The organism is Kineosporia succinea, from assembly GCF_030811555.1.
Taxonomy (GTDB): domain Bacteria; phylum Actinomycetota; class Actinomycetes; order Actinomycetales; family Kineosporiaceae; genus Kineosporia; species Kineosporia succinea.
Map to the genome: position 1 here is coordinate 2,170,078 of NZ_JAUSQZ010000001.1, position 19,135 is coordinate 2,189,212.

16 protein-coding genes are annotated in these 19,135 nt (G+C 72.5%); 8 read left to right on the forward strand and 8 right to left on the reverse strand.

Features of this window, described 5'->3' with window-relative positions:
• Window position 1 precedes the first annotated feature (1 nt).
• Genes J2S57_RS09570 through trpB form a run of 3 tightly spaced genes read right to left on the reverse strand, consistent with a single transcriptional unit; the run spans window position 2 to window position 2,790 of the window.
• Window positions 2-745, reverse strand: coding sequence for a GntR family transcriptional regulator (locus J2S57_RS09570; RefSeq protein WP_307240680.1), 744 nt, complete (start codon window positions 743-745; stop codon window positions 2-4).
• A gap of 48 nt (window positions 746-793) precedes the next feature.
• A complete protein-coding gene (gene trpA / locus J2S57_RS09575; protein WP_307240682.1) occupies window positions 794-1,555 on the reverse strand; it encodes a tryptophan synthase subunit alpha in 762 nt (253 codons plus the stop codon).
• A gap of 59 nt (window positions 1,556-1,614) precedes the next feature.
• Window positions 1,615-2,790, reverse strand: coding sequence for a tryptophan synthase subunit beta (gene trpB / locus J2S57_RS09580; protein WP_307240684.1), 1,176 nt, complete (start codon window positions 2,788-2,790; stop codon window positions 1,615-1,617).
• Window positions 2,791-2,998: 208 nt separating this feature from the next.
• On the opposite strand from trpB, the gene J2S57_RS09585 reads away from it, so the two are divergent.
• On the forward strand, window positions 2,999-3,382 hold the full coding sequence (locus tag J2S57_RS09585; protein WP_307240686.1) for a hypothetical protein: 384 nt from the start codon (window positions 2,999-3,001) through the stop codon (window positions 3,380-3,382).
• 37 nt (window positions 3,383-3,419) lie between these two features.
• Here J2S57_RS09585 and J2S57_RS09590 read toward each other — a convergent pair whose 3' ends face one another.
• On the reverse strand, window positions 3,420-4,010 hold the full coding sequence (locus tag J2S57_RS09590; protein WP_307240688.1) for an RNA polymerase sigma factor: 591 nt from the start codon (window positions 4,008-4,010) through the stop codon (window positions 3,420-3,422).
• A 17-nt stretch (window positions 4,011-4,027) separates the two neighbouring features.
• Between J2S57_RS09590 and J2S57_RS09595 the strand changes: the two genes are divergently transcribed.
• Both J2S57_RS09595 and J2S57_RS09600 read left to right on the forward strand, forming a co-directional pair.
• Window positions 4,028-5,818 (forward strand): serine/threonine-protein kinase, encoded by a 1,791-nt coding sequence (locus J2S57_RS09595; protein WP_307240690.1) that lies wholly within the window; start codon window positions 4,028-4,030, stop codon window positions 5,816-5,818.
• Between the two features lie 76 nt (window positions 5,819-5,894).
• Window positions 5,895-6,755 (forward strand): hypothetical protein, encoded by an 861-nt coding sequence (locus J2S57_RS09600; RefSeq protein WP_307240692.1) that lies wholly within the window; start codon window positions 5,895-5,897, stop codon window positions 6,753-6,755.
• A 28-nt stretch (window positions 6,756-6,783) separates the two neighbouring features.
• Here J2S57_RS09600 and J2S57_RS09605 read toward each other — a convergent pair whose 3' ends face one another.
• Together J2S57_RS09605 and J2S57_RS09610 are read right to left on the reverse strand one after the other, a co-directional pair.
• On the reverse strand, window positions 6,784-9,603 hold the full coding sequence (locus J2S57_RS09605; protein WP_307240694.1) for a serine/threonine protein kinase: 2,820 nt from the start codon (window positions 9,601-9,603) through the stop codon (window positions 6,784-6,786).
• A gap of 95 nt (window positions 9,604-9,698) precedes the next feature.
• Complete coding sequence (locus J2S57_RS09610) at window positions 9,699-12,143, reverse strand: serine/threonine-protein kinase (RefSeq protein ID WP_307240696.1); 2,445 nt, start codon at window positions 12,141-12,143, stop codon at window positions 9,699-9,701.
• A gap of 219 nt (window positions 12,144-12,362) precedes the next feature.
• On the opposite strand from J2S57_RS09610, the gene J2S57_RS09615 reads away from it, so the two are divergent.
• Entirely contained in the window at window positions 12,363-13,124 is a 762-nt protein-coding gene (locus J2S57_RS09615) for a phosphatase PAP2 family protein (RefSeq protein WP_307240698.1), read from the forward strand.
• On the opposite strand, the gene ilvA is transcribed toward J2S57_RS09615, so the two are convergent.
• Window positions 13,090-14,304, reverse strand: coding sequence for a threonine ammonia-lyase (gene ilvA / locus J2S57_RS09620; protein WP_307240700.1), 1,215 nt, complete (start codon window positions 14,302-14,304; stop codon window positions 13,090-13,092). The two genes, J2S57_RS09615 and ilvA, sit on opposite strands and share 35 nt — an antisense overlap.
• Before the next feature lie 142 nt (window positions 14,305-14,446).
• Here ilvA and J2S57_RS09625 point away from each other — a divergent pair, with 142 nt between their 5' ends.
• From J2S57_RS09625 to J2S57_RS09640, 4 genes are all read left to right on the forward strand, one after another.
• Window positions 14,447-15,214 carry an ABC transporter ATP-binding protein gene (locus J2S57_RS09625; RefSeq protein WP_307240702.1) on the forward strand — a complete coding sequence of 256 codons (768 nt, stop codon included), beginning with the start codon at window positions 14,447-14,449 and terminating at the stop codon, window positions 15,212-15,214.
• The gene (locus J2S57_RS09630) at window positions 15,214-16,530 is read left to right on the forward strand and encodes an ABC transporter permease (protein ID WP_307240704.1); all 1,317 of its coding nucleotides are present in this window, start codon (window positions 15,214-15,216) and stop codon (window positions 16,528-16,530) included. Before J2S57_RS09625 ends, J2S57_RS09630 begins: the two co-directional genes overlap by 1 nt.
• A gap of 128 nt (window positions 16,531-16,658) precedes the next feature.
• Window positions 16,659-17,891 (forward strand): sensor histidine kinase, encoded by a 1,233-nt coding sequence (locus J2S57_RS09635; protein ID WP_307240706.1) that lies wholly within the window; start codon window positions 16,659-16,661, stop codon window positions 17,889-17,891.
• Window positions 17,879-18,526 (forward strand): response regulator, encoded by a 648-nt coding sequence (locus J2S57_RS09640; RefSeq protein ID WP_307240708.1) that lies wholly within the window; start codon window positions 17,879-17,881, stop codon window positions 18,524-18,526. Before J2S57_RS09635 ends, J2S57_RS09640 begins: the two co-directional genes overlap by 13 nt.
• Here J2S57_RS09640 and J2S57_RS09645 read toward each other — a convergent pair.
• On the reverse strand, window positions 18,523-19,098 hold the full coding sequence (locus J2S57_RS09645) for an NADPH-dependent FMN reductase (RefSeq protein ID WP_307240710.1): 576 nt from the start codon (window positions 19,096-19,098) through the stop codon (window positions 18,523-18,525). The genes J2S57_RS09640 and J2S57_RS09645 overlap by 4 nt on opposite strands.
• Window positions 19,099-19,135 lie beyond the last annotated feature (37 nt).

Consider the following 19,135-nt stretch of genomic DNA (forward strand, 5'->3'; position numbering starts at 1 on the left):
CTCATCCGAAACGCCAGGTGTGCGTGACCTCGGAGCGGCGGCGGTCGGTGACGATGCGCAGTCGTTCGTCGAGGATCGTGGCGGTGTCCACCACGTAGGCCCGGCCGGTTCCGTCGAAGGTCGTCCGGCGCATCACCAGCGCCGGGCGACCTTGCGCCGTCTGCCCCAGGGTGGCCAGGCCGGCGTCGAGAGCCTCGGCGGTGAGCGCCTCTTCGGCTCGCTCGGGGGTGGTGCCGGTGGCCTCGGCGATCGCCGCGTACAACGGGGAGCCCCGGAAGTCGATCTCCGCCACCGCATCGGCCCAGGGCTGCGGCACCCACGAGACCTGGTGCAGCAGAGCGACTCCGCGCACCGACCGGAGTCGCTCGAGCCGCAGACCGGGTGACCCCGCGTCCACCCCCAGCTCCACCGCCACCTCGCGGGGCAGCTTCTGCCGGTCGCGGCCGAGCACCTCGGTGCGCAGCGGCACGCCCTGGGCGTTCAGCTCGTCGGCCAGGCTGCGCAGGTTGGCCTGGTCGTGCGTGACCACGGGCGGAACCACGAACGTGCCGCGACCGGGCCTCTGTTCGATCAGCCCCTCGCTCTCCACGAGCTGCAGGGCCGCCCGGAGCGTCATCAGCGTGACGTCGTACTCCTCGCTCAGCACCCGCTGCGAGGGCAGAGCCCCGTCCGCCCCGAAGTCCCCGGCCCGGACCCGCCCGGCGATCTCGGCGGCGATACGGCGGTACTTGGGTTCGGCGGCCACGTCCTCACCCTAGAGCCTGTCCCGAGGTCGCAGGCGAGGGGCCGGAGGTCACCCCAGCGCGAGCCGCACCCGCGCGACCAGCCCGGCCACCGCGTCCACACTTTCGCCCTCCAGCACCCGCCGCATCAGGGCGGCCCCCATCACCACCCCGTCGGCGTGCTGCGCCGCCTCGGCCGCGGCGTCCGGCCCGGAGATCCCGAATCCCAGCAGCACCGGGCGATCGGTGACGCCCCGGACGCGGGCGGCCAGGTCCGCGGCCCGCCCGCCCAGCCCGGCCCGCTCCCCGGTCGTGCCCATCACCGTGGTCGCGTAGACGAACCCGCTGCCCAGAGCCGCGATCCGGGCGATGCGCCGGTCCGGGGTGGACGGCGCGACCAGAAGCACCGTCTCGACCGCGTGCGCCCGGGCGGCCTCGACCAGGGGCGGGGCCTCGTCGAGCGGCGTGTCCACCGGGATCAGCCCGCCGACGCCGGCCTCGGCCAGCGCGGCGCAGAACGCGTTCGCGCCCCGCCGCCGGATCAGGTTGCTGTAGGTCATCACCACGAGCGGCACGTCGACGTCGAGTCCCGCCACCGTCTCGAGCGCGCTCGCGCTGGTCGTGCCCCGTTCCAGCGCCCGCCGCGAGGCCTGCTGGATGGTGACGCCCTCGAGCATCGGGTCGGAGAACGGCAGGCCGATCTCGATCGCGTCGGCGCCGGCCGCGGCGAAACCCTCGACCAGACGGGCCCAGTCGGGCGTGATCCCGGCGGTGACGTAGGGCACCACGAGTTTGCGGCCCTGGGAACGCCGCTCGCGCAGCCGGGTCTCCAACGAGGGTCCCCCTGGACCTTCGGCCTGGGGAGGCGACCCCGGCGTGGACGTCGCGACGGTCATTTCAGCAGCTCCCTCACCTGGGCGGCGTCCTTGTCGCCGCGGCCGGACAGCGTCACCAGAACCGTTGAACCGGCGGGCAGCTCGTCGGTGCCGGCGGCCCGCAGCACCCAGGCCAGGGCGTGACAGCTCTCCAGCGCCCCCAGAATGCCCTCGGTGCGGGCCAGTTTCACCAGCGCCGCGAGCACCTCCGCGTCGGTGGCGGAGACGTAGGTGGCCCGGCCCGACTCGGCCAGATGGGCGTGCTCCGGGCCGACGCCCGGGTAGTCCAGCCCGGCCGAGACCGAGTGCGCCTCGAGCACCTGGCCGTCGTCGTCCTGCAGCAGGTAGGACTCGAAACCGTGCAGGATGCCCGGGCTTCCGTGGCCGATCGCGGCACCCCCGGCCGCCTCCACGCCGACCAGCCGCGCGGAGGTGCCGACGAAGCCGGCGAAGGTTCCCGCCGCATTGGAACCGCCGCCCACACAGGCGACCACCACGTCCGGAATTCCCGACGGCAGCAGCCCCGCGCACTGACCGCGCGCCTCCTCGCCGATGACCCGCTGGAACTCGCGCACCATCCACGGGTACGGATGCGGCCCCATCACGGAACCCAGGCAGTAATGGGCGGTCTCGGACAGCCCGACCCAGTGCCGGAAGGCCTCGCCGGTGGCGTCGGCGAGCGTCTGGCTGCCGGTGGTGACGGGCACCACCTTCGCGCCGAGGAGCTCCATCCGGAACACGTTCAGCTCCTGACGCTCCACGTCCTTGGCACCCATGAACACGGTGACGTCCATGCCGAGCAGCGCACCGACGGTGGCCGTGGCCACGCCGTGCTGCCCCGCGCCGGTCTCGGCGAGCAGCGTGGTGCGCCCCATGCGCCGGGCCAGAAGTGCCTGCCCCAGAACATTGTTGATCTTGTGCGAGCCGGTGTGGGCCAGGTCTTCGCGCTTCAGCAGAACGGTGACGCCGAGCTCGGCGGACAACCGGGTGGCGGGCGTGACCGGGGTCGGACGGCCGGCGTAGAGACGGAGGGTGCGGTCGAGTTCGGCCCGGAAACCGGGATCCGCCCAGGCTTCCCGGAACTCGCGCTCGAGGGTGCGACAGGCCGGGATCAGGGCCTCGGGCACGTAACGGCCGCCGAAAGCGCCGAACCGGCCGTCGGCGGCGGGTTCCGCCATGGTGGGTGCGGTCATGGGCACACCGTATGAGTTCTAGAACTGTGAGTCAAGAGTTCTAGAACTGCTGGATCCACCTGGCGGCCGGGTGAGGCAAAAGCCCTGCCCGCTTGGGCCGTTCGAGGTAAACGACGGAAACTTCTCTGCCCTGGCTCAAGTTGAGGTCAGCAGAGCCGTACCCGATAGCAAGGAAGTCTCCAAGGCCCAGCGAATGGCGGTGAGCACCATGAGCACGATGACCATCTCCCCGGTCGCGAACCAGCACCTGACCGCGAGCGGATACGCACCCGTTCTGCAGCACAACTCCCGAACCGATCTCCGTGCTCTGGTGAGGTCCGACGGAACGCCCGACACCGCCCGCCAGATCGCCGGGGCCGCGATGGCCCGCACCGGCGCCGAGGCCGCGTTCTCGGTGCCCGCGACCGCCACCGAGAACAACATGCGGCGTTTCGAGGAGCGCTCGACCACGGGCAACTCGACCGCCTCGGGCAACGCCAAGGGTGCCCGCGGCTCGAGCACCCTGGAGCCCGACGCCGGGGCGAGCACCGCGCCGGAGCAGGCCCGCGCGGACCTGCCCCAGCTCGGGGCCGTGCTGGACGTCTACCTCTAGAAGGCCGTCCCGGCCTGTAGGGCCGTCCCGCGGGACGTCACCGCACCAGCCGGCGGCGCACTTCCTGCCGGGCCTGGTTCAGCCGGGACTTCACGGTTCCCAGCGGCAGGTTCAGACGCCGGGCGATCTCCTCGTACTCCAGATCGGCGAGATCGCGGTAGACGAAGGGCAGCACCAGCTGGGGGTGCGAACTCTCCAGCGACTCCAGGGCTTCGAGCAGGTCGATGCGTGACCCGGCGATCACACTGGTGCGCCGGGGGTCGGGGCGGATCTGCTCCTGCACGGTGAGTGGCTGCTCAGACGCTCTGCGTTTCAGCTCGCGGTAGGTCTGCCGGGCGGCGTTCGTCACCACCACGTACAACCAGGTGCGGAACGAGCTGCGGCCCTCGAAGCTGCTGATGCGCCGGGCCACCTGGAGCAGGGCGTCCTGCGCGGCCTCCTCGGCGTCTTCCCGATGGGGCAGCATCTTTCCGGTCCGGCGCAGTACTTCGGGCTGGATCAGGGCGAGCAACTCGTTCAGAGCGGCGTCATCACCGGTGGCGGCGGCCCGCGCCAACATATCGATCCGGTCACTACCGGCCTGACGGGCGCCCTGAGGGGCAGCGGGCTCTTCGGGTACGTCGGTCATAGCGGCATGATGCTGCCATGCCTCTGCCCGAGCTGATCGGTCGCTACCGGCCTGTCCGCCGCCTCGGTGCCGGTGGCTTCGCCGTCGTGTGGCTCGCCCACGACGAGTCACTGGATGCCGAAGTTGCCGTCAAGGTCATGGCCGACAACTGGGCCGACCGCCTCGACCTGCGTGAACGCTTCCTGCGGGAGGCGCGCATGCTGCGTCAGGCGTCGTCGTACCGGATCGTCCAGGTCTTCGACATCGGCGAGCTGACCGACGGCCGCCCCTATCTGGTGATGGAGTACGCCGACCGCGGAACCCTCGCCGAGCGGGTCAAGGACAACGGCGCCTATCCCCTGGCCACGGCCCTCCGGCTGACCGCCGAGGTGGCCCGCGGCGTGGCCGAGCTGCATTCCGCCGGCGTCGTGCACCGCGACCTGAAGCCGTCGAACGTGCTGATCACCTCGGTGCGCGGCGGCGGCGAGCGGCTGCTGGTGGCCGATCTGGGGGTGGCCAAGAGCCTGGCCCACGGCTCCGGGGTGACGATGTCGGTCGGCTCGGCCGGCTACATGGCGCCGGAGCAGATGGAGCCCCAGATCGGGGTGGACGTGCGCGCCGACGTCTACAGCCTGGGCGCGTTCGCCTACCACCTGATGACGGCCGAGAAGCCGGCGATCTCGCTGGTGCTGCGCGAGCGGCTGCCCGCGAACCTGCCCCCGGCCGTGCGCGACACGCTGCTCTCGACGCTGCAGGGTGAGCGGGAGAACCGCTGGCCCGACGCGGCGAGCCTGGCCGAGCGCTTCGACGAGCTGGCCTCACAGATCGACGACGACGTGACCGTGGCCGCGAGCGCCCCCCGGGCCGACCTGGCGTCCGGCAGCCTGCCCGCTGCAGGTGCCTCGGCGTATCCGGTACCGCCGGTGAGCCCGGTCAGTCCCACGCCCGGCTGGCAGTACCAGGGCCCCGAGACGCCGCAGCCCGCGTCGTCGTGGGCCCGGAACAGCCACACGAGCAACCAGCCGCAGAACAGCTACGACGCGTCCGTCCCGGCGCCCCCGGCCCAGTTCCACCAGCAGCCATGGGCGCCGCAGGGCTACCAGGACACCCCGGCGTCGGCCGTGCACCCGGCGGACAGCTATCAGCAGGCCCCTCAGGGCCATCAGCAGGGCCCGCAGCACTACGGGCAGCCCCAGGGCGCACCCGAGCGTTCTCCGGGCTTCCAGTCGTCGGAGACGGGCCCGGTGTCCGCTTCCGGACGGGGCCGCTGGATCGCGACGATGCTGGCCGTCGTGGTGCTGGCGGCCGGCACCGGCGTCGGCGGCGTCAAGCTCTGGCAGCAGTACCGCGACCGGGAGACCTACGCCGCCGACGACACGAGCACGGTGTCCCTGACCGCTCCCCGGGTCTACGGCACCAACCAGGTCGGCACCGGCTGGAACCCGGCCGCGATCGGGCTCGACGGTGAGGACGACCAGCCCGGTCTGCTGCTGTCCGACAACGTGCCCGGCTGGTACGACCTGAACGCCGACGTGAACGGGGTGTTCATCGGGGTCAGCCCGTCGAGGAGCCTGCCCGCCAAGGTGAAGGCGATCACGCACGACAACTGCGAGGACGTGGCCACCGCCCCGGTCAGCGGCTCGACCGTCTGGTCCGGCGAGGTGCACACCTGGGGCGACTGCGCGGACGGCAGCTGGGTCAAGGAGGTGTACCTGAAGCCGGCCGACGGTGGCTCCGACTACGTCTACATGCAGGTGCGCCAGACCGCCGACAACGACCGCAGCGTCGATGAGCTGGTCAGCACGCTGGGTGTGACGCGCGACCAGTAGGCGAACTTTTCCGCGGTCCGCCGCATCCAAGCTCCTGGCGCCCACCACGGGCGTACGTGATCCGGAAGGACCGACCATGCTTTCCACGCGCGCCGCCCGCCCCGGGCGCCGCCGGGCTCTCCCGGCGCTGGCCCTCGTTCCCGCGACCCTTCTCGCCCTGGCGGCCTGCGGCTCCGCCGAACCGACCGCCGTGACCGACGCCACGGCCGGCCCGGCCGGGGTCGCCTCGGCCACCGCGTCCGGGGCCGCCGGGGACAGCGGTTCCGACGACCCGGCCACCAGCGCCCCGGACACGACCAGGTCGTCCGCGAGCACCACCGGCAGTTCGTCGGGCGGTTCCGGCCCGGCCTGCGAGAGCGACGGCTCGAAGGTGCCCTCGGACGCCGGGATGGCGAAGGCCGGCGACCTGGACGGCGACGGCAAGAACGACCAGATCTGGCTCGCGGACGACGGGGACGACCGTCTGCTCGGCGTGAAGACCGCGTCCGGGGCCGTGTTCCACACCACGTTCAGCAGCGCGAGCCCGCAGGCCGCGACCGCGGTGGGGAACCGGCTCGGCGACGGCTCCGCGATCATCCTGCTCAGCACCGGGCGCAGCGCCCCGCTCTACGCCGTGATCGACTGCAAGATCGTGCCGACCAAGAACAAGGACGGCAACCAGTACTCGTTCGACCTCGGGTTCGGCGGCTACGGCACCGGCGTCGCCTGCCCGGCGGTGAAGGGCGCGCTCTACCTGGCCGGCTACGACACCGACGAGGCGAGCTCGGGCGAGTACACCGTCACCCGCACCCGCATCGACCTCGCCGACGGTGGGGCGAGCGCCGCCAACGGCACCCGCAGCGAGCTCGGTGACCATGCGCAGGGCTCGGCCACCTACGAGATCGCCACCGGGGTCTCGTGCGGCGACATGCCGAAGGCGGCCGAGCCGGAGAGCTGACGCCGGGGGTCGGCCGGTCGCTTCCTGATCAGTCGACCCGTTTCAGCGTGCCCAGCGCCGTGTTGGTGCTGTGGTCCCGATCGGTCCAGGTGTAGCTCAGGGTGTCGGTGCCGGACTCCAGCAGGATCAGCTCACCGCGCCGGGCGCAGGTGTCCTGCGGGTCGTCCGCCTTCTTCACCGGGGCGTTGAGCTTGGCCGTGGTGGCGCCGGCCGAGATCACCGTCAGGTTCGAGACGCAGCCCATGTCGATCATCGTCATGGTGCCGGGCCGCTTCTCGCCGCCGGTCAGTTCCAGCCGCACGGTGAAGGTGGGGGTGCTGCCGTTCGGCTGCTGGACCTTGCCCTCCCAGGTGCCCTCGAGCGGGTAGGGCAACGTGCCGATGGGGGCGAGCTCGGCGTCGTCCTCGTCATCGCTGCCGGACTCCGACGAGCTGGACGACGCCGCGCCGCTCGGACGGGTGCTTCCGCCCGAGACGCAGGCCGAGTCGTCGCCCTGGTCGGCCCCGGCGTTGAGGCGACCGCCGCACTGGTCCGGGTCGACGGGGTTCTTCGAGCCGTTCGGGGTGGTGTCGCTGTCGTCCGAGCTGGTGGACGAGCGTCGGCCGCCGGTCGAGGAGTCGTCGAGGAGGGCGTTCCAGACCACGCCCGCGGCCACCAGCGCGACCACGGCGACCGCGGCCAGGAGCAGGGCGGAGCGCCCAGGGCCCCCGTTGCGGGCACCGTTCGAGCCTGCCGGACCGCCTGGGCTCCTCGAGCCGCTGAGGCCACTCGGGCCTGAGCCCCAGCCCGAGGTCGCCTGCGGGCCGTGGGGGTTCCAGCCCTGGCCGCCCGGCTGCGGGGTGTGGGGTGCTTGCCCGTTCGAGGCCGATGGAGGCTGCGGGGCCCAGGTGCCCCAGCCCTGGTGATTCTGAGGGGCTTGCGGACGCGTCGGCACCGGTGCGTTGTGCACCTGGCCCCCGCTGTGCGCCTGACTGTTGCGCATCTGGCCGCTGTGCCCCTGCCCGCCGTTCGGCCGACCACCGAGAGCCTGGCCGTTGCGGGGCTGGCCGTTGTGAAACGAGCCGTTGTGAAGCTGGCCGGCGGAGGGCTGGCTGCCGGAGACCTGACCGCCGGAGACCTGGCCGCCGGAGACCTGGCCGCCGGAGACCTGGCCGCCGGAGACCTGGCCGCCGGAGACCTGGCTGTGTCCCGGCCCGGCGGAAGGGTTCTGAGCCGGTTGCCAGGACGACTGCGACGGGTTCGGCCGAGCGCTCTGCGGCGGAGGATAGGCAGCGGGCCGGGGGTTCCAGCCCGATGACTGACCCGATCCCGGCTGCGACGCCGGGCCGGACCTCCCCGGCTGCCCCGGCTGCCCCGGCTGCCCCGGCTGCCCCGGCTGCCCCGGCTGCCCCGGCTGCCCCGGCTGCCCCGTCTGCCCCGGCTGCCCCGGCTGCCCCGCCTGCCCCGCCTGCCCGGGCTGCCCCGCCTGCCCGGGCCGCCCGGACTGCGACGAGTTCCCCCGCCCCGCAGGCTGACCCGACCCCGCTGACGACGAAGCGCTCGGCGTGTAGGTGCCCCAGACCGGCGCGTCCGCCGAGCCGGACCCCGGCACCGGCCCCGACGAACCCGGCGGCATCCCCGGGCTCACCGGCCCGGTCGTCCCGGTGCGGGCCGCACCGCGCACACCACCCGAAACTCCCGAAGCCGCCCCCGAAGCCACCCCCGGAACCGACCCTCGAACGGACCCTCGAACCGACCCGGAACCCGTCCCTGAACCTGACCCGGAACCCGCTCCCGAACCCGCACCTGCCCCCGCGAACCCGGCCGACGCGTTTCCACCCGAGAACCCGGGGTGGGACGGGAGACCGGGGTGGGCCGACGCGTCCTCCAGCGACGACTCGACCCGGGTCTCACCGAGCGACGACCGGTGCACCATCGTGAGCCGCGCGTCCGGAGCCGAAACCGTGCGCCCGTCGGGATGATTCACGGTCGGGCCGGTCGACGACGCCTCGACCAGCTGGGTGGCCTCGGCCAGCACGACCGTGGAGTTCTCGGCGTTGGCCGGGTCGGCGGGCCGGCCCAGCAGCATCGACAGCGACTGCTGCGCCGAGGGCCGGAAGGCCGGGTCCTTGCTGAAGCACCGGCGCAGCACCGACAGCAGCTCCGGCGGGACCCCGGTGAGATCCGGCTCCTCGTTGGCGATCTTGTTGATGGCGGCCATCATGTGCGGCGCCTCGAACGGCGCCCGGCCGGTGGCGGCGAAGACCATCACGGAACCCCAGGCGAACATGTCCGTCGCCGGGCCGACACGCTCGGCGCGCAGCTGTTCCGGGGACATGTAGGCCGGGGTGCCGAAGAGCTTGCTGACCTTGGTGGTGTCTTGCGAAAGGTCGCGCGCGATGCCGAAGTCGATGACCCGCGGGCCCTCCGGCGACATCATCACGTTGGCCGGCTTCAGGTCACGGTGCACCACACCGGCCTGGTGGATCGCCGCGAGGGCGGTGGAGGTACCGATGGCCAGGCGCTGCAGACGAGTGCCGGTGAGAGGGCCGCGCTCGGCGATGTACTGCTGCAGCGACGGGCCCTCGATGAACTCGCTGATGACGTACGGCGACGGGCCGTCCATCTCGTAGGCGAGGATCTGCGCGGTGCAGAAGGGCGCCACCCGGCGGGCGGCGACGACCTCCTTGGCGAACTGCTCGCGCGAGCGGTCGTCTTCGACGCGCAGCATCTTCACCGCGGCGAGCTCACCGTCAGGGGAAACACCCAGGTAGACCACGCCCTGGCCGCCGGCCCCGAGGCGGCCGGTGAGCCGGTACCCGGCCACCTGCTCGGGGTCTGCGGCAAGCAGGGGAGCGACGTCAGGCACCGTTGCAGTCTGCCACCCGAAGCGCGCGATTCAGTAGCACTCAGGGTGAACAGGCATGCTTGGGCCGGTTGATATCACTCTGCGCTGAACGAATGTCACTGTCGGGTGAGCTCGGCGGTGGCCTGGTTCGCCGGCTGGGTCTCGTCCTGCCAGGCGAACTGCACGGTGTCGTCGTCGACGCGCACCAGGGCGACGTCACCGGAGCCCGCGCACTGCCCCCAGTCGTCCTGCTGCGTGGTGGCGGTCATCCGCAGCGAGTCGCCGAGGCCGGAGACGTCGCCGAGGCTCGCCTCGCAGCCCAGCTCGGCGATCGACATCCGGCCCGAGTTCTGCCCCGCGGTCAGGGTGAGGGTCACGGTCCAGGTCTTGACGCGTCCGTTCGGCTGGGTGGCGGTGCCGATCCAGCTGCCCGTGCTCCAGTCGGGCAGGAGGGCGCTCGCGCCCGGTCCGGGGTCCTGCCCGGCGCCCGATTCCCCCTGCCCGGCCGGGACATCGCCGGTCTGGTCGCCGGTCTGGTCGCCGTCGAGAAGGCCCCGCAGGGCCAGGCCCCCGCCCGTCACCAGCAGGATGGCGATCAGGATCACGGCCGGCACCAGACGCAGCGAGCTGCCGAACGCCGTCGCCGGACCAGGATCCCGGGTGATCTGCTGCTGGGTCGGCAGCTCGGGTTTGGCCGAGAGGCGGCCGGTCTCGGGGGTGCCGTAGATCGGTGCGTCGAGCCCGCCGGGCTTGGTGCGCGGAGTTCGCGGGGTGGCCTGCGGGGTGCCCGAGGGCTTGGTGCTCACCGTTGCCTGCGTCGATTGCGGACGTTCCGGCCCCTTGGTCCCCTCACCTCCCCTTGAGGAGGCCTCGGGTCGAGCGAGTGCGGCGGGCTTGGGCCGGGTGCCCTTGGGCTGGGTGCCTTCGGGGTGGGCGCCCTTGGGTTGGGCGGGTTGGGCGGGTTGGGCGGAGGCGCGGGCGGGCGGGGTGGCCTTGGGCTGGACGGTTTGGGAAGGGGTGCCCTTGGGCGAGGTCGTCTTGGGCGAGGCCGTCTTGGGCGGGCTGGTTCGGGACGCGGTGTCCGTCAGCGGCAGGGGACGCGAGTAGCCCATTCCGGTCTCGACGGTGGGGGCGGTCTCGGGGCCGGAGTCCGGGGCCGGAGTCGCGCGCGCGGCCGAGGCCTCGGTCGGCGGTGCAGCGGCCGATGCAGCGCCGGTTGACGCAGCACCGGACGACCCCGCGCCGGTTGACGACGGCTTGGCCCCCGACGCGTCCGCCCTTCGCATCACCGGGGTCGGCACGGTGTCGTCGTCGAGATTGGCCGCGCGCCCCACCTCGACCGCGCTGCCCGCCGATGTCCTCGCCGGAGCTCCGGGCGCGTTCTCGCCGTCCGCCGCCCCCGGGGCCGCAGGTCGCCCGGTGCCCCCGGCCGCGTCCTCGGCAGAAGCGCCGGCCGCATCCCTCACCGAACCGGCAGCGCCCTCGGCGTCTTCGGCGGGCCTTACGGCGGAACCCTCGCCCACCTCCCCGGCGTCACTTCCCCCCGTGCCCTCCGCCGCGCCTCCGGCCGCCTTCGGCCGCGAGCCACCACCGAGACCACCGGGCCCGTCGTCGCCCTTCACCCCGGCCGACGTCCCGGCCGTCAGTCCACCTCCCGCGGACGCCCCGGCCGATGCTCCCCCGCCAACCGCGCTCGTCCGGGCAATCCGACTGCCCTCCGCGAGCACGGCGGTCGGGTTGGCCACGTCACGTGAGGGGGTCGGGCGGCCGAGCAGCATCGCCAGGGTCTGCTGGGCGGTCGGGCGCTGTTTCGCGTCCTTGGTCAGGCATTGGCGCAGCACGTCGACGAGCGAGTCGGGCACCGCGTCGAGGTTCGGCTCCATCGTGGTGATCCGGTGCACCACGGCCATCATGTGCCCGGAGTCGAACGGGGCCCGGCCGGTGGCGGCGAACGCGATCACCGAGGCCCAGGCGAACATGTCGGTCTGCGGGCTCACCCGTTCGTTGCGGATCTGCTCGGGCGCCATGTACGCGGGCGTGCCGAAAATCCGGCTGGTGACCGTGGTCTCGCTGGACATGTCGCGGGCGATGCCGAAGTCGATCACCCGTGGGCCGTCGGGCGAGACCATCACGTTGGCGGGCTTGAAGTCACGGTGCACCACGCCGGCCTGATGGATGGCGGCGAGTGCGGTGACCGTGCCGATCGCGAGCCGCTCGAGCTTGGTGCCGGAGACCGGGCCGTCGTCGCGCACGAGCCGTTGCAGCGACGGGCCTTCGATGAACTCGCTCACCACGTGCGGAATTTCGCCCTCGAGCTCGAACGAGATGATGCGCGCGGTGCAGAACGGCGCGACCCTCCGCGCGGCGCTGACCTCCTTGGCGAACCGCCGCCGGGCCTGCTTGTCCTCGACCTGGCGCAGCTGCTTGATGGCGACCTTCCCGCCGTCGTCGCCGACCGCGAGGAACACGACGCCCTGCCCGCCCTGCCCGAGGCGTCGCACGATGCGGTAGCCCGCGACCTCTGCGGGGTCGCCGGTGCGAAGCTCGGTCGCGTCAGGCATGGCGGCCATAGTGCCAGTCCGCACTGACCAACCCCCAGAAATCGCCACATTGTGATCCGTGAATCACGATGGGTCAGTACGGGACCTGACCGAGCCGGGTCAGGGAGAACCCTGATGCTCACGCGCGATTACCCGTGGTTGACTCGTGACGGAGGCCGGGGCGGGTGGGGACCCGTGGATGCCGGTCCGGGCCGAGGGGGCAGTTGCATGATGCGCGGAGTGCGGGAACTCGTTCTGCTGGGCGCACTCTGGGGCGTCTACTCGCTGTCCCGGCTGATCGCGTCGGCCGAGCCCCAACCCGCTCTCGCCCGGGCCCGGGCCCTGCTGTCGTTCGAGCAGAACACCGGCCTCGACCTGGAGCGGGGCCTCAACCGGTTCGTCGTGCAGCACGAATGGCTCGGTGTGGCGGCGAGTTTCTACTACGCGGCCGCGCACTACCTGGTCACGGCGGCGGTGCTGGTGGCGCTCTGGGCCGCCGGGCGCCCGGCCTACCGGAGGGCCCGCAACGCTCTGGTGCTGGCGACGGTGATCGCCCTGTCCGTCTACCTGACGCTGCCCACGGCTCCGCCGCGCTTCCTGCCCGGCTACACCGACGTCCTCGCCTCGAGCGCCCGTCTGGGCTGGTGGAGCCACGGCGACTCACTGCCCGGGGGCCTGGGCCGGATGACCAACGAGCTCGCCGCCATGCCCTCGATGCACGCCGGCTGGGCGTTGTGGGTGGCACTGGCGCTGCACCTGGTCACCACCAACCGCCTGCTGCGCGGGCTGGGCTGGCTGCACGCGGTGCTGACCGCCGCGGTCGTGGTCGGCACGGCGAACCACTGGTTGGCGGACGTGGCGGCCGGGTGGCTCGTGGTCGCGGCGGCCTGGGTGGTGGTCGGGTACGTGGTCAGAACGGTCGGCGCCCGGAGCGCGGCCGGCAGCCCGGCCCCGGGCGACGGTCCCGTCAGTCGAGCTGAGGCTGGTAACCGGCGGCCCTGAGGTCGTTCACGACCTGCTCGCAGTGCGCCGGGCCCCGGGTCTCGAGCCAGAGCGCGACCTCCACCTCGTTCACCGGGGTGTGCGGGCCGGTGCGCACGTGCTCGACCTCCATCACGTTGGCGTCGGTGTCGGCCAGGCACATGAGCAGCGCGGCGAGCGAGCCCGGGCTGTCGGGCACCCGCACCTGCAGCCGCAGGTAGCGCCCGGCCGAGGCCAGGCCGTGCCGGATCAGCCGCATGAGCAGCAGCGGGTCGACGTTGCCGCCGGAAAGCACGGCCAGCGCCGGGGTCTCGATCTCGAGCCCACCGCCGAGCAGGGCCGCGACGGCGACCGCCCCGGCCGGCTCGATCAGCAGCTTCTGCCGTTCGAGCATCAGGATCAGGGCCCGCGAGATGGTCTCCTCGTCGACCGTGACCACCTGGTCGACCAGGTTCTCGACGATCGCGAAGGGCACGTCCCCGGGCCGGCCGACCGCGATGCCGTCGGCCATCGTGCTCATCGAGGGCAGCGACTCGGGCCGGCCCGCGGCCAGCGAGGGAGGGTAGGCGGCGGCGGTCTGGGCCTGCACGCCGATCACCCGGATGTCGGGACGGCGTGCCTTGAGCACCGTCGCCACCCCGGCCAGCAGCCCTCCGCCCCCGGTGCTGACCAGAACCGTCTTCACCTCGGGGCACTGCTCGAGGAACTCCAGCGCGATCGTGCCCTGCCCGGCCACCACGTCGGGATGGTCGAACGGGTGGATCATCACCGAGCCACTGGTCTCGGCGTGCTCGAGCGCACTGGCGAGACACTGGTCCACCGTGCTGCCCGTGAGCACCACCTCGGCGCCGTAACCGCGGGTGGCGTCGAGCTTGGGCAGCGGCGCCCCGACCGGCATGTAGACCCGGGCCTCGATGCCGAGCAGCCGGGCGGCCAGGGCCACCCCCTGCGCGTGGTTGCCGGCGCTGGCCGCGACCACCCCGCGGGCCTTCTCCTCGTCGGAGAGCCGGGCCATTCGCGTGTAGGCGCCGCGGATCTTGAACGACCCGGCGCGCTGCTGGTTCTCGCACTTCAGGTACACCGGGCCACCGAGCAGGTCGGACAGCGCGCGGCTGCGCACCACCGGCGTGCGCCGGATCACCGGCTCGAGCAGCTGGGCGGCGGCCTCGACATCGGCCTCGGTCACGGGCAGTGCGGACATGACCCGAATCTTTCCACGCCGTTGAAACGACCCGCACGAGGTGGGCTTAGCCCTACCCTCACCGGCTCCCCAGACCCCTCGAGCGGTCCGCGCGTCCCTCGCAGGATCGAAGGGTCAACCGACGACGCGAGGGGGATCCACCATGGAACACGCACTGGATGTCAGCGGCCTGAGCATGACCTACGGCAGTGGGCCGGGGGCGGTCGAGGCGCTCAGCGAGGTCGGCCTGCGCCTGGCCCGGGGCAGTTTCACCGCACTGATGGGCCCGTCCGGCTCGGGCAAGAGCACCTTCCTGAACTGCGTCGCCGGGCTGGAGCGACCGCGGGCGGGAACGATCACGATCGGCGGACGCCCACTGCCCACCGACGAGGCGGAGGCCACGGTGTTCCGGCGGGAGCGGATCGGCATCGTCTTCCAGGGCCTCAACCTGCTGCCCTACCTGACGGCCGGGCAGAACGTGGAGCTGCCGCTGCGCCTGGCCGGGGGCCGGGTGCCGCGCGACCTGGCCCGGGACCTGCTCGAGGAGGTCGGGCTCGGCGACCGCCTGCACTCGCTGCCGAGCGAGCTGTCCGGCGGTCAGCGGCAGCGCGTGGCGATCGCCCGGGGCCTGGTCACCCGGCCCGACGTGCTGTTCGCCGACGAGCCGACCGGCGCGCTCGACAGCCGTAGCGCCCGCAACGTGCTGGGAATCCTGCGGGGCTCGGCCGACCGGCTGGGTCAGACGATCGTGATGGTCACCCATGACCCGGTCGCCGCCGCCTATGCCGACCAGGTGGTGTTCCTGGCCGACGGCCGGATCGCCGGGCAGATGAGCAACCCGACCCCCGAGGCGGTGGCGGCCCAGATGACGCACCTCGACCAGCTCGTCCCCGCGTCCGCCGTCCCGACCACCACGAAGGCCGGTGCCTGATGCGGACTCTCGCCGTCGCGTCCCTCCGCACCCGGATCCCGGCCTTCACCGCCCACTTCCTCTCGGTCTTCTGCGGCGCCGTGCTGATCGGCGCGTTCGCCACCCTGGTGAGCGCCGCCGGCGGCGACATCCCGGACGCCGACTCCCAGCGGCTGATCACGATGGGTGCCGTGATGGGCGGGTGGGGCACCCTGATCGTGCTGTTCAGTGTGGCGTCCACGCTCACCTTGGTCATCGGCCAGAGGACGCACGAGAGCGCGCTTCTGCGGTCGGTCGGCGCCACCGGGCAGCAGATCCGGCGGCTGGTGCTGATCGAGGCCTCGCTGGTCACGGTCACCGCCGTGCTGCTGGCCCTCGTCCCGGCCGGACTGGTCGGCGACCGCATCCTGGCGCTGATGCGTGACGTCGGCATGCTCTCCGCCGGCGTCACCGGGCACGGGCAGCTTCCCGCGCTGCTGGCCGGGTCGGCCGTGATCGTGGTGGTCGGCTACCTGGCCGGGCGTCTGGCCACCCGCCGTTCGCCGGGAACGAGCCCTCGCAGGGTCGGCCGTCTGCGCGTCGCGGCCGGAATCCTGCTGGTGCTGGCCGGGATCCAGGCGTCGGTGGTCACGGTGACGGTGATGGCCGACGACCCCGACCCGCTGGCCCCGATGAGCACGGCCGGACCGGGCGGGGTGCTCGCCTGCCTCGGCCTGGCGGTGCTCTCACCGGTGCTGCTGCGGCTGGCCACGGCCGGTTTCGGCTGGGTGCTGCGGCCTTTCGGGGTGGCCGGTCACCTGGCCCGGCACGACCTGCGGGCCCGGGCGCACGTGCTCGGTGCGGCTCTGGCCCCGATCACCGTGTTCGCCGGGATCAGCACCGGCACGGTCTATCTGGTGGCGATCGAGAACCGGGCGAGCGCCGGGCTGGTGGCCACCCGGGAGGCCGAGGACGTCGAGCTGCTCAACTACGTGGTGGTCGGGATGATCGCGCTGTTCGCCGCGATCATGGTGGTGAACACGCTGGCCGCGGCGATCGCCGACCGGCGGCGCGAGTTCGGCCAGCAGCGGCTGGCCGGGGCCACCCGGCGGCAGATCCGGCAGACCATGACGCTGGAGGCCCTGTTCCTGGCGGTGACCGGCATCGTGATCGGCACCGCGGGGGCGCTGGCGACGGTCCCGGCCTTCAGCTGGGCCCGGCTCGACCGGGTGTGGCCCGGCGTGGGCCCCGGGTATTTCCTGGCGGTCGCCGCTCTGGCTCTGCTGGTGACGCTGGGAGCGACCTCGGTGCTCACCCGGCGGGCGCTGCGTGGTTCGGCCCTGGAAGCCGTGGCGTGAGCGACGTGAGCAGGATCGGGACGGTCCCGGTGCGTCCTCCATGCTCTGGACGCCGGGACGTGACCGAGGTGAGCGGGACCGGGACGGTGCCACCCCGTCCACCCTCGGGACTGACAGACTGGGTGATTATGTGGGGCGACCGCGGCCTGCGCCGGATACCGCTGCTGCGGTTCGACGAGGCCGGGCTGATCGACCGAGCCCGGGTCTGGCTGCTCGAGCTCATGCACGTGCTGCTCTGGGCGCCCGGTCTGTGCTTCCTGATCCTGCTCCTCGTCGGCTGGCCCACCGCGACCGTGGGCGTGGGGTTCCTGCTGCTGTGGGCGGCCGTGCCGGTGACCGGCCAGCTCGGCCGCCTGCACCGCCATCTGGCCGGGAGCGCGCTGAAGCAGCCGGTCGAGATCCGTGACTACAAGCGCTCGGACGTCACGGGTCTGGCCGCGGTGTGGGCGCATCCGTTCCTCTGGCTGCAAGACCCGCGGCGCTGGCTCGACCTGGCCTTCATCGCGTTCGCGACCACCGGCGGGTTCGTGATGTCGGTGGTCGCGGTGGCCCTTCCGGGTCTCGCGATCACCCATCTCGTGCTCACACTGGTGTTCCACAGCGGGTGGTGGCTGCTGCCGATCCCGCTCGACCTGGTGCTCTTCTGGATCCTCGCGCCGTTGCTGTCGAAGGTGCGGGCGATCACCACGCTGGCCATGTACGGCAGTTCGCTCACCGCCCAGCTGGAGCGCCGGGTGGCGGCGGTGTCGGAGTCGAGGGCCGAGAGCATCGATCACTCGGCCGCCGAGATCCGCCGGATCGAGCGCGACCTGCACGACGGGGCACAGGCCCGGATCGTGTCGCTGGGCATGAACATCGGCCTGGCGGAACAGCTTCTGCGGCGCGATCCGGAGGCCGCGGCCGCGTTGCTGGCCGAGGCCCGGCAGGCCACCACCGACGCGCTCGAGGACATTCGCGGGGTGGTGCGCAGCATCCATCCGCCGGTGCTGGCCGACCGGGGGCTGGCAGGGGCGGTCGAGGCGCTGGCGGTGCAGATCTCGCTGCCGGTCACCACGTCCTCGGCGCTGGGTGGGCGGATCCCGGCGCCGATCGAGACCGCGGTGTACTTCGCCGTGGCCGAGGCCCTGGCGAACGTGGTGAAACATTCGTCGGCGTCGCGCGCCTGGGTGGTGCTGCAGCTCTCCGGCGGGTTGTTGCGAGCCGAGATCGGGGACGACGGGACCGGCGGAGCGTCGCTGGGTTCCGGTTCCGGTCTGGCGGGGGTGGCGCGCCGGCTGCGCGCGTTCGACGGCACACTGATCATCGACAGCCCCGTCGGAGGGCCGACCCGGATCGTCGTGGAGGTGCCGTGCGCGTCGTGATCGCCGAGGATCTGGCCCTGCTGCGGGACGGGCTGGTGCGACTGTTCGAGGCGCACGACTTCGAGGTCGTGGCCGCCGTCGACAACGCCACGTCACTGCTGCACGAGCTCGACGCGCAGGGTGCGGACATCGCCGTGCTCGACGTGCGACTGCCGCCCAGCTTCACCAACGAGGGGCTCATGGCGGCGGTCGAGATCCGGCGCCGGCGGCCGTCGTTCCCGGTGCTCGTGCTCAGCCAGTACGTGGAGCAGCTCTACGCCAAGGAGCTCCTGGCGTCCGGGCAGGGGGCGATCGGCTACCTGCTGAAAGACCGCATCACCGACGTCCGTGCGTTCGTCGAGGCGGTGCAGCAGGTGGCGGGCGGGGGCACCGTGCTCGACCCGCAGGTGGTCTCAAGCATCCTCACCCGGGCGCAGCGCGAGGCCCCGATGGAGCGCCTGACCGAACGCGAGCGCGAGGTGCTGGCGCTGATGGCCCAGGGCCGGTCGAACGCGGCGATCGCGGCCCGGCTCTACGTCTCCGAGAAGGCCGTGGGCAAGCACACCAACAGCATCTTCACCAAGCTCGACCTGCCGCTGGCGGCCGACGACAACCGCCGGGTGCTGGCGGTTCTGGCCTACCTGCACTCGGACTAGGACTTCTTCCGAAGCGGTTTGAGAGTGTGGGCGAGCACTTCGAGCTCGACCATCAGGGCCTGGGCGGCGGCGCTCATCACGTCGTTGGGCGCGATCGTGCGTTCCTCGGTGAGGAACTGCGTCACCAGCGGGATGTGCACATTGGCGCCGGCCGGGCGCAGTTTCACCGCGTTCAGCACCGGGTCGAGCGTGGTGACCGCCCGGGTGCCGGCCGAGACGCCGCCGTAGCTGACGAGACCGACCGGCTTGTTCGCCCACTCCTGCGACAGATAGTCGATCGCGTTCTTCAGCGGGGCGGTGTAACCGTGGTTGTACTCCGGCATCACGAACACGAACGCGTCGGCCCGATCCACCTGGGCGCTCCAGCGCCGGGTGTGCTCGTGCACGTACTGACGCAGGCGCGGGTGGTTCGGCTCGTTCATCAGCGGCAGGTCGACCGCGGCCAGGTCGACCAACTCGACCGCGAAACCCGCGTGCTTGTCGGCCACCTTCTGGAACCACTGCGCGACCGGGAGCCCGACGCGGCCGGGACGGGTGCTGGCGACGACGATCTGGAGCAGGGGTTTGGTCACGGTGGATCCTTTCCTCGGCCGGGCGGGTTCCGCCGCC

Coding starts and splice junctions, on each gene's coding strand:
- trpB (WP_307240684.1), bottom strand. CDS start 2,790: ATGACCGCACCCACCATGGCGGAACCCGCCGCCGACGGCCGGTTCGGC.
- J2S57_RS09585 (WP_307240686.1), top strand. CDS start 2,999: ATGAGCACGATGACCATCTCCCCGGTCGCGAACCAGCACCTGACCGCG.
- J2S57_RS09590 (WP_307240688.1), bottom strand. CDS start 4,010: ATGACCGACGTACCCGAAGAGCCCGCTGCCCCTCAGGGCGCCCGTCAG.
- J2S57_RS09595 (WP_307240690.1), top strand. CDS start 4,028: ATGCCTCTGCCCGAGCTGATCGGTCGCTACCGGCCTGTCCGCCGCCTC.
- J2S57_RS09600 (WP_307240692.1), top strand. CDS start 5,895: ATGCTTTCCACGCGCGCCGCCCGCCCCGGGCGCCGCCGGGCTCTCCCG.
- J2S57_RS09610 (WP_307240696.1), bottom strand. CDS start 12,143: ATGCCTGACGCGACCGAGCTTCGCACCGGCGACCCCGCAGAGGTCGCG.
- ilvA (WP_307240700.1), bottom strand. CDS start 14,304: ATGTCCGCACTGCCCGTGACCGAGGCCGATGTCGAGGCCGCCGCCCAG.
- J2S57_RS09625 (WP_307240702.1), top strand. CDS start 14,447: ATGGAACACGCACTGGATGTCAGCGGCCTGAGCATGACCTACGGCAGT.
- J2S57_RS09630 (WP_307240704.1), top strand. CDS start 15,214: ATGCGGACTCTCGCCGTCGCGTCCCTCCGCACCCGGATCCCGGCCTTC.
- J2S57_RS09635 (WP_307240706.1), top strand. CDS start 16,659: ATGTGGGGCGACCGCGGCCTGCGCCGGATACCGCTGCTGCGGTTCGAC.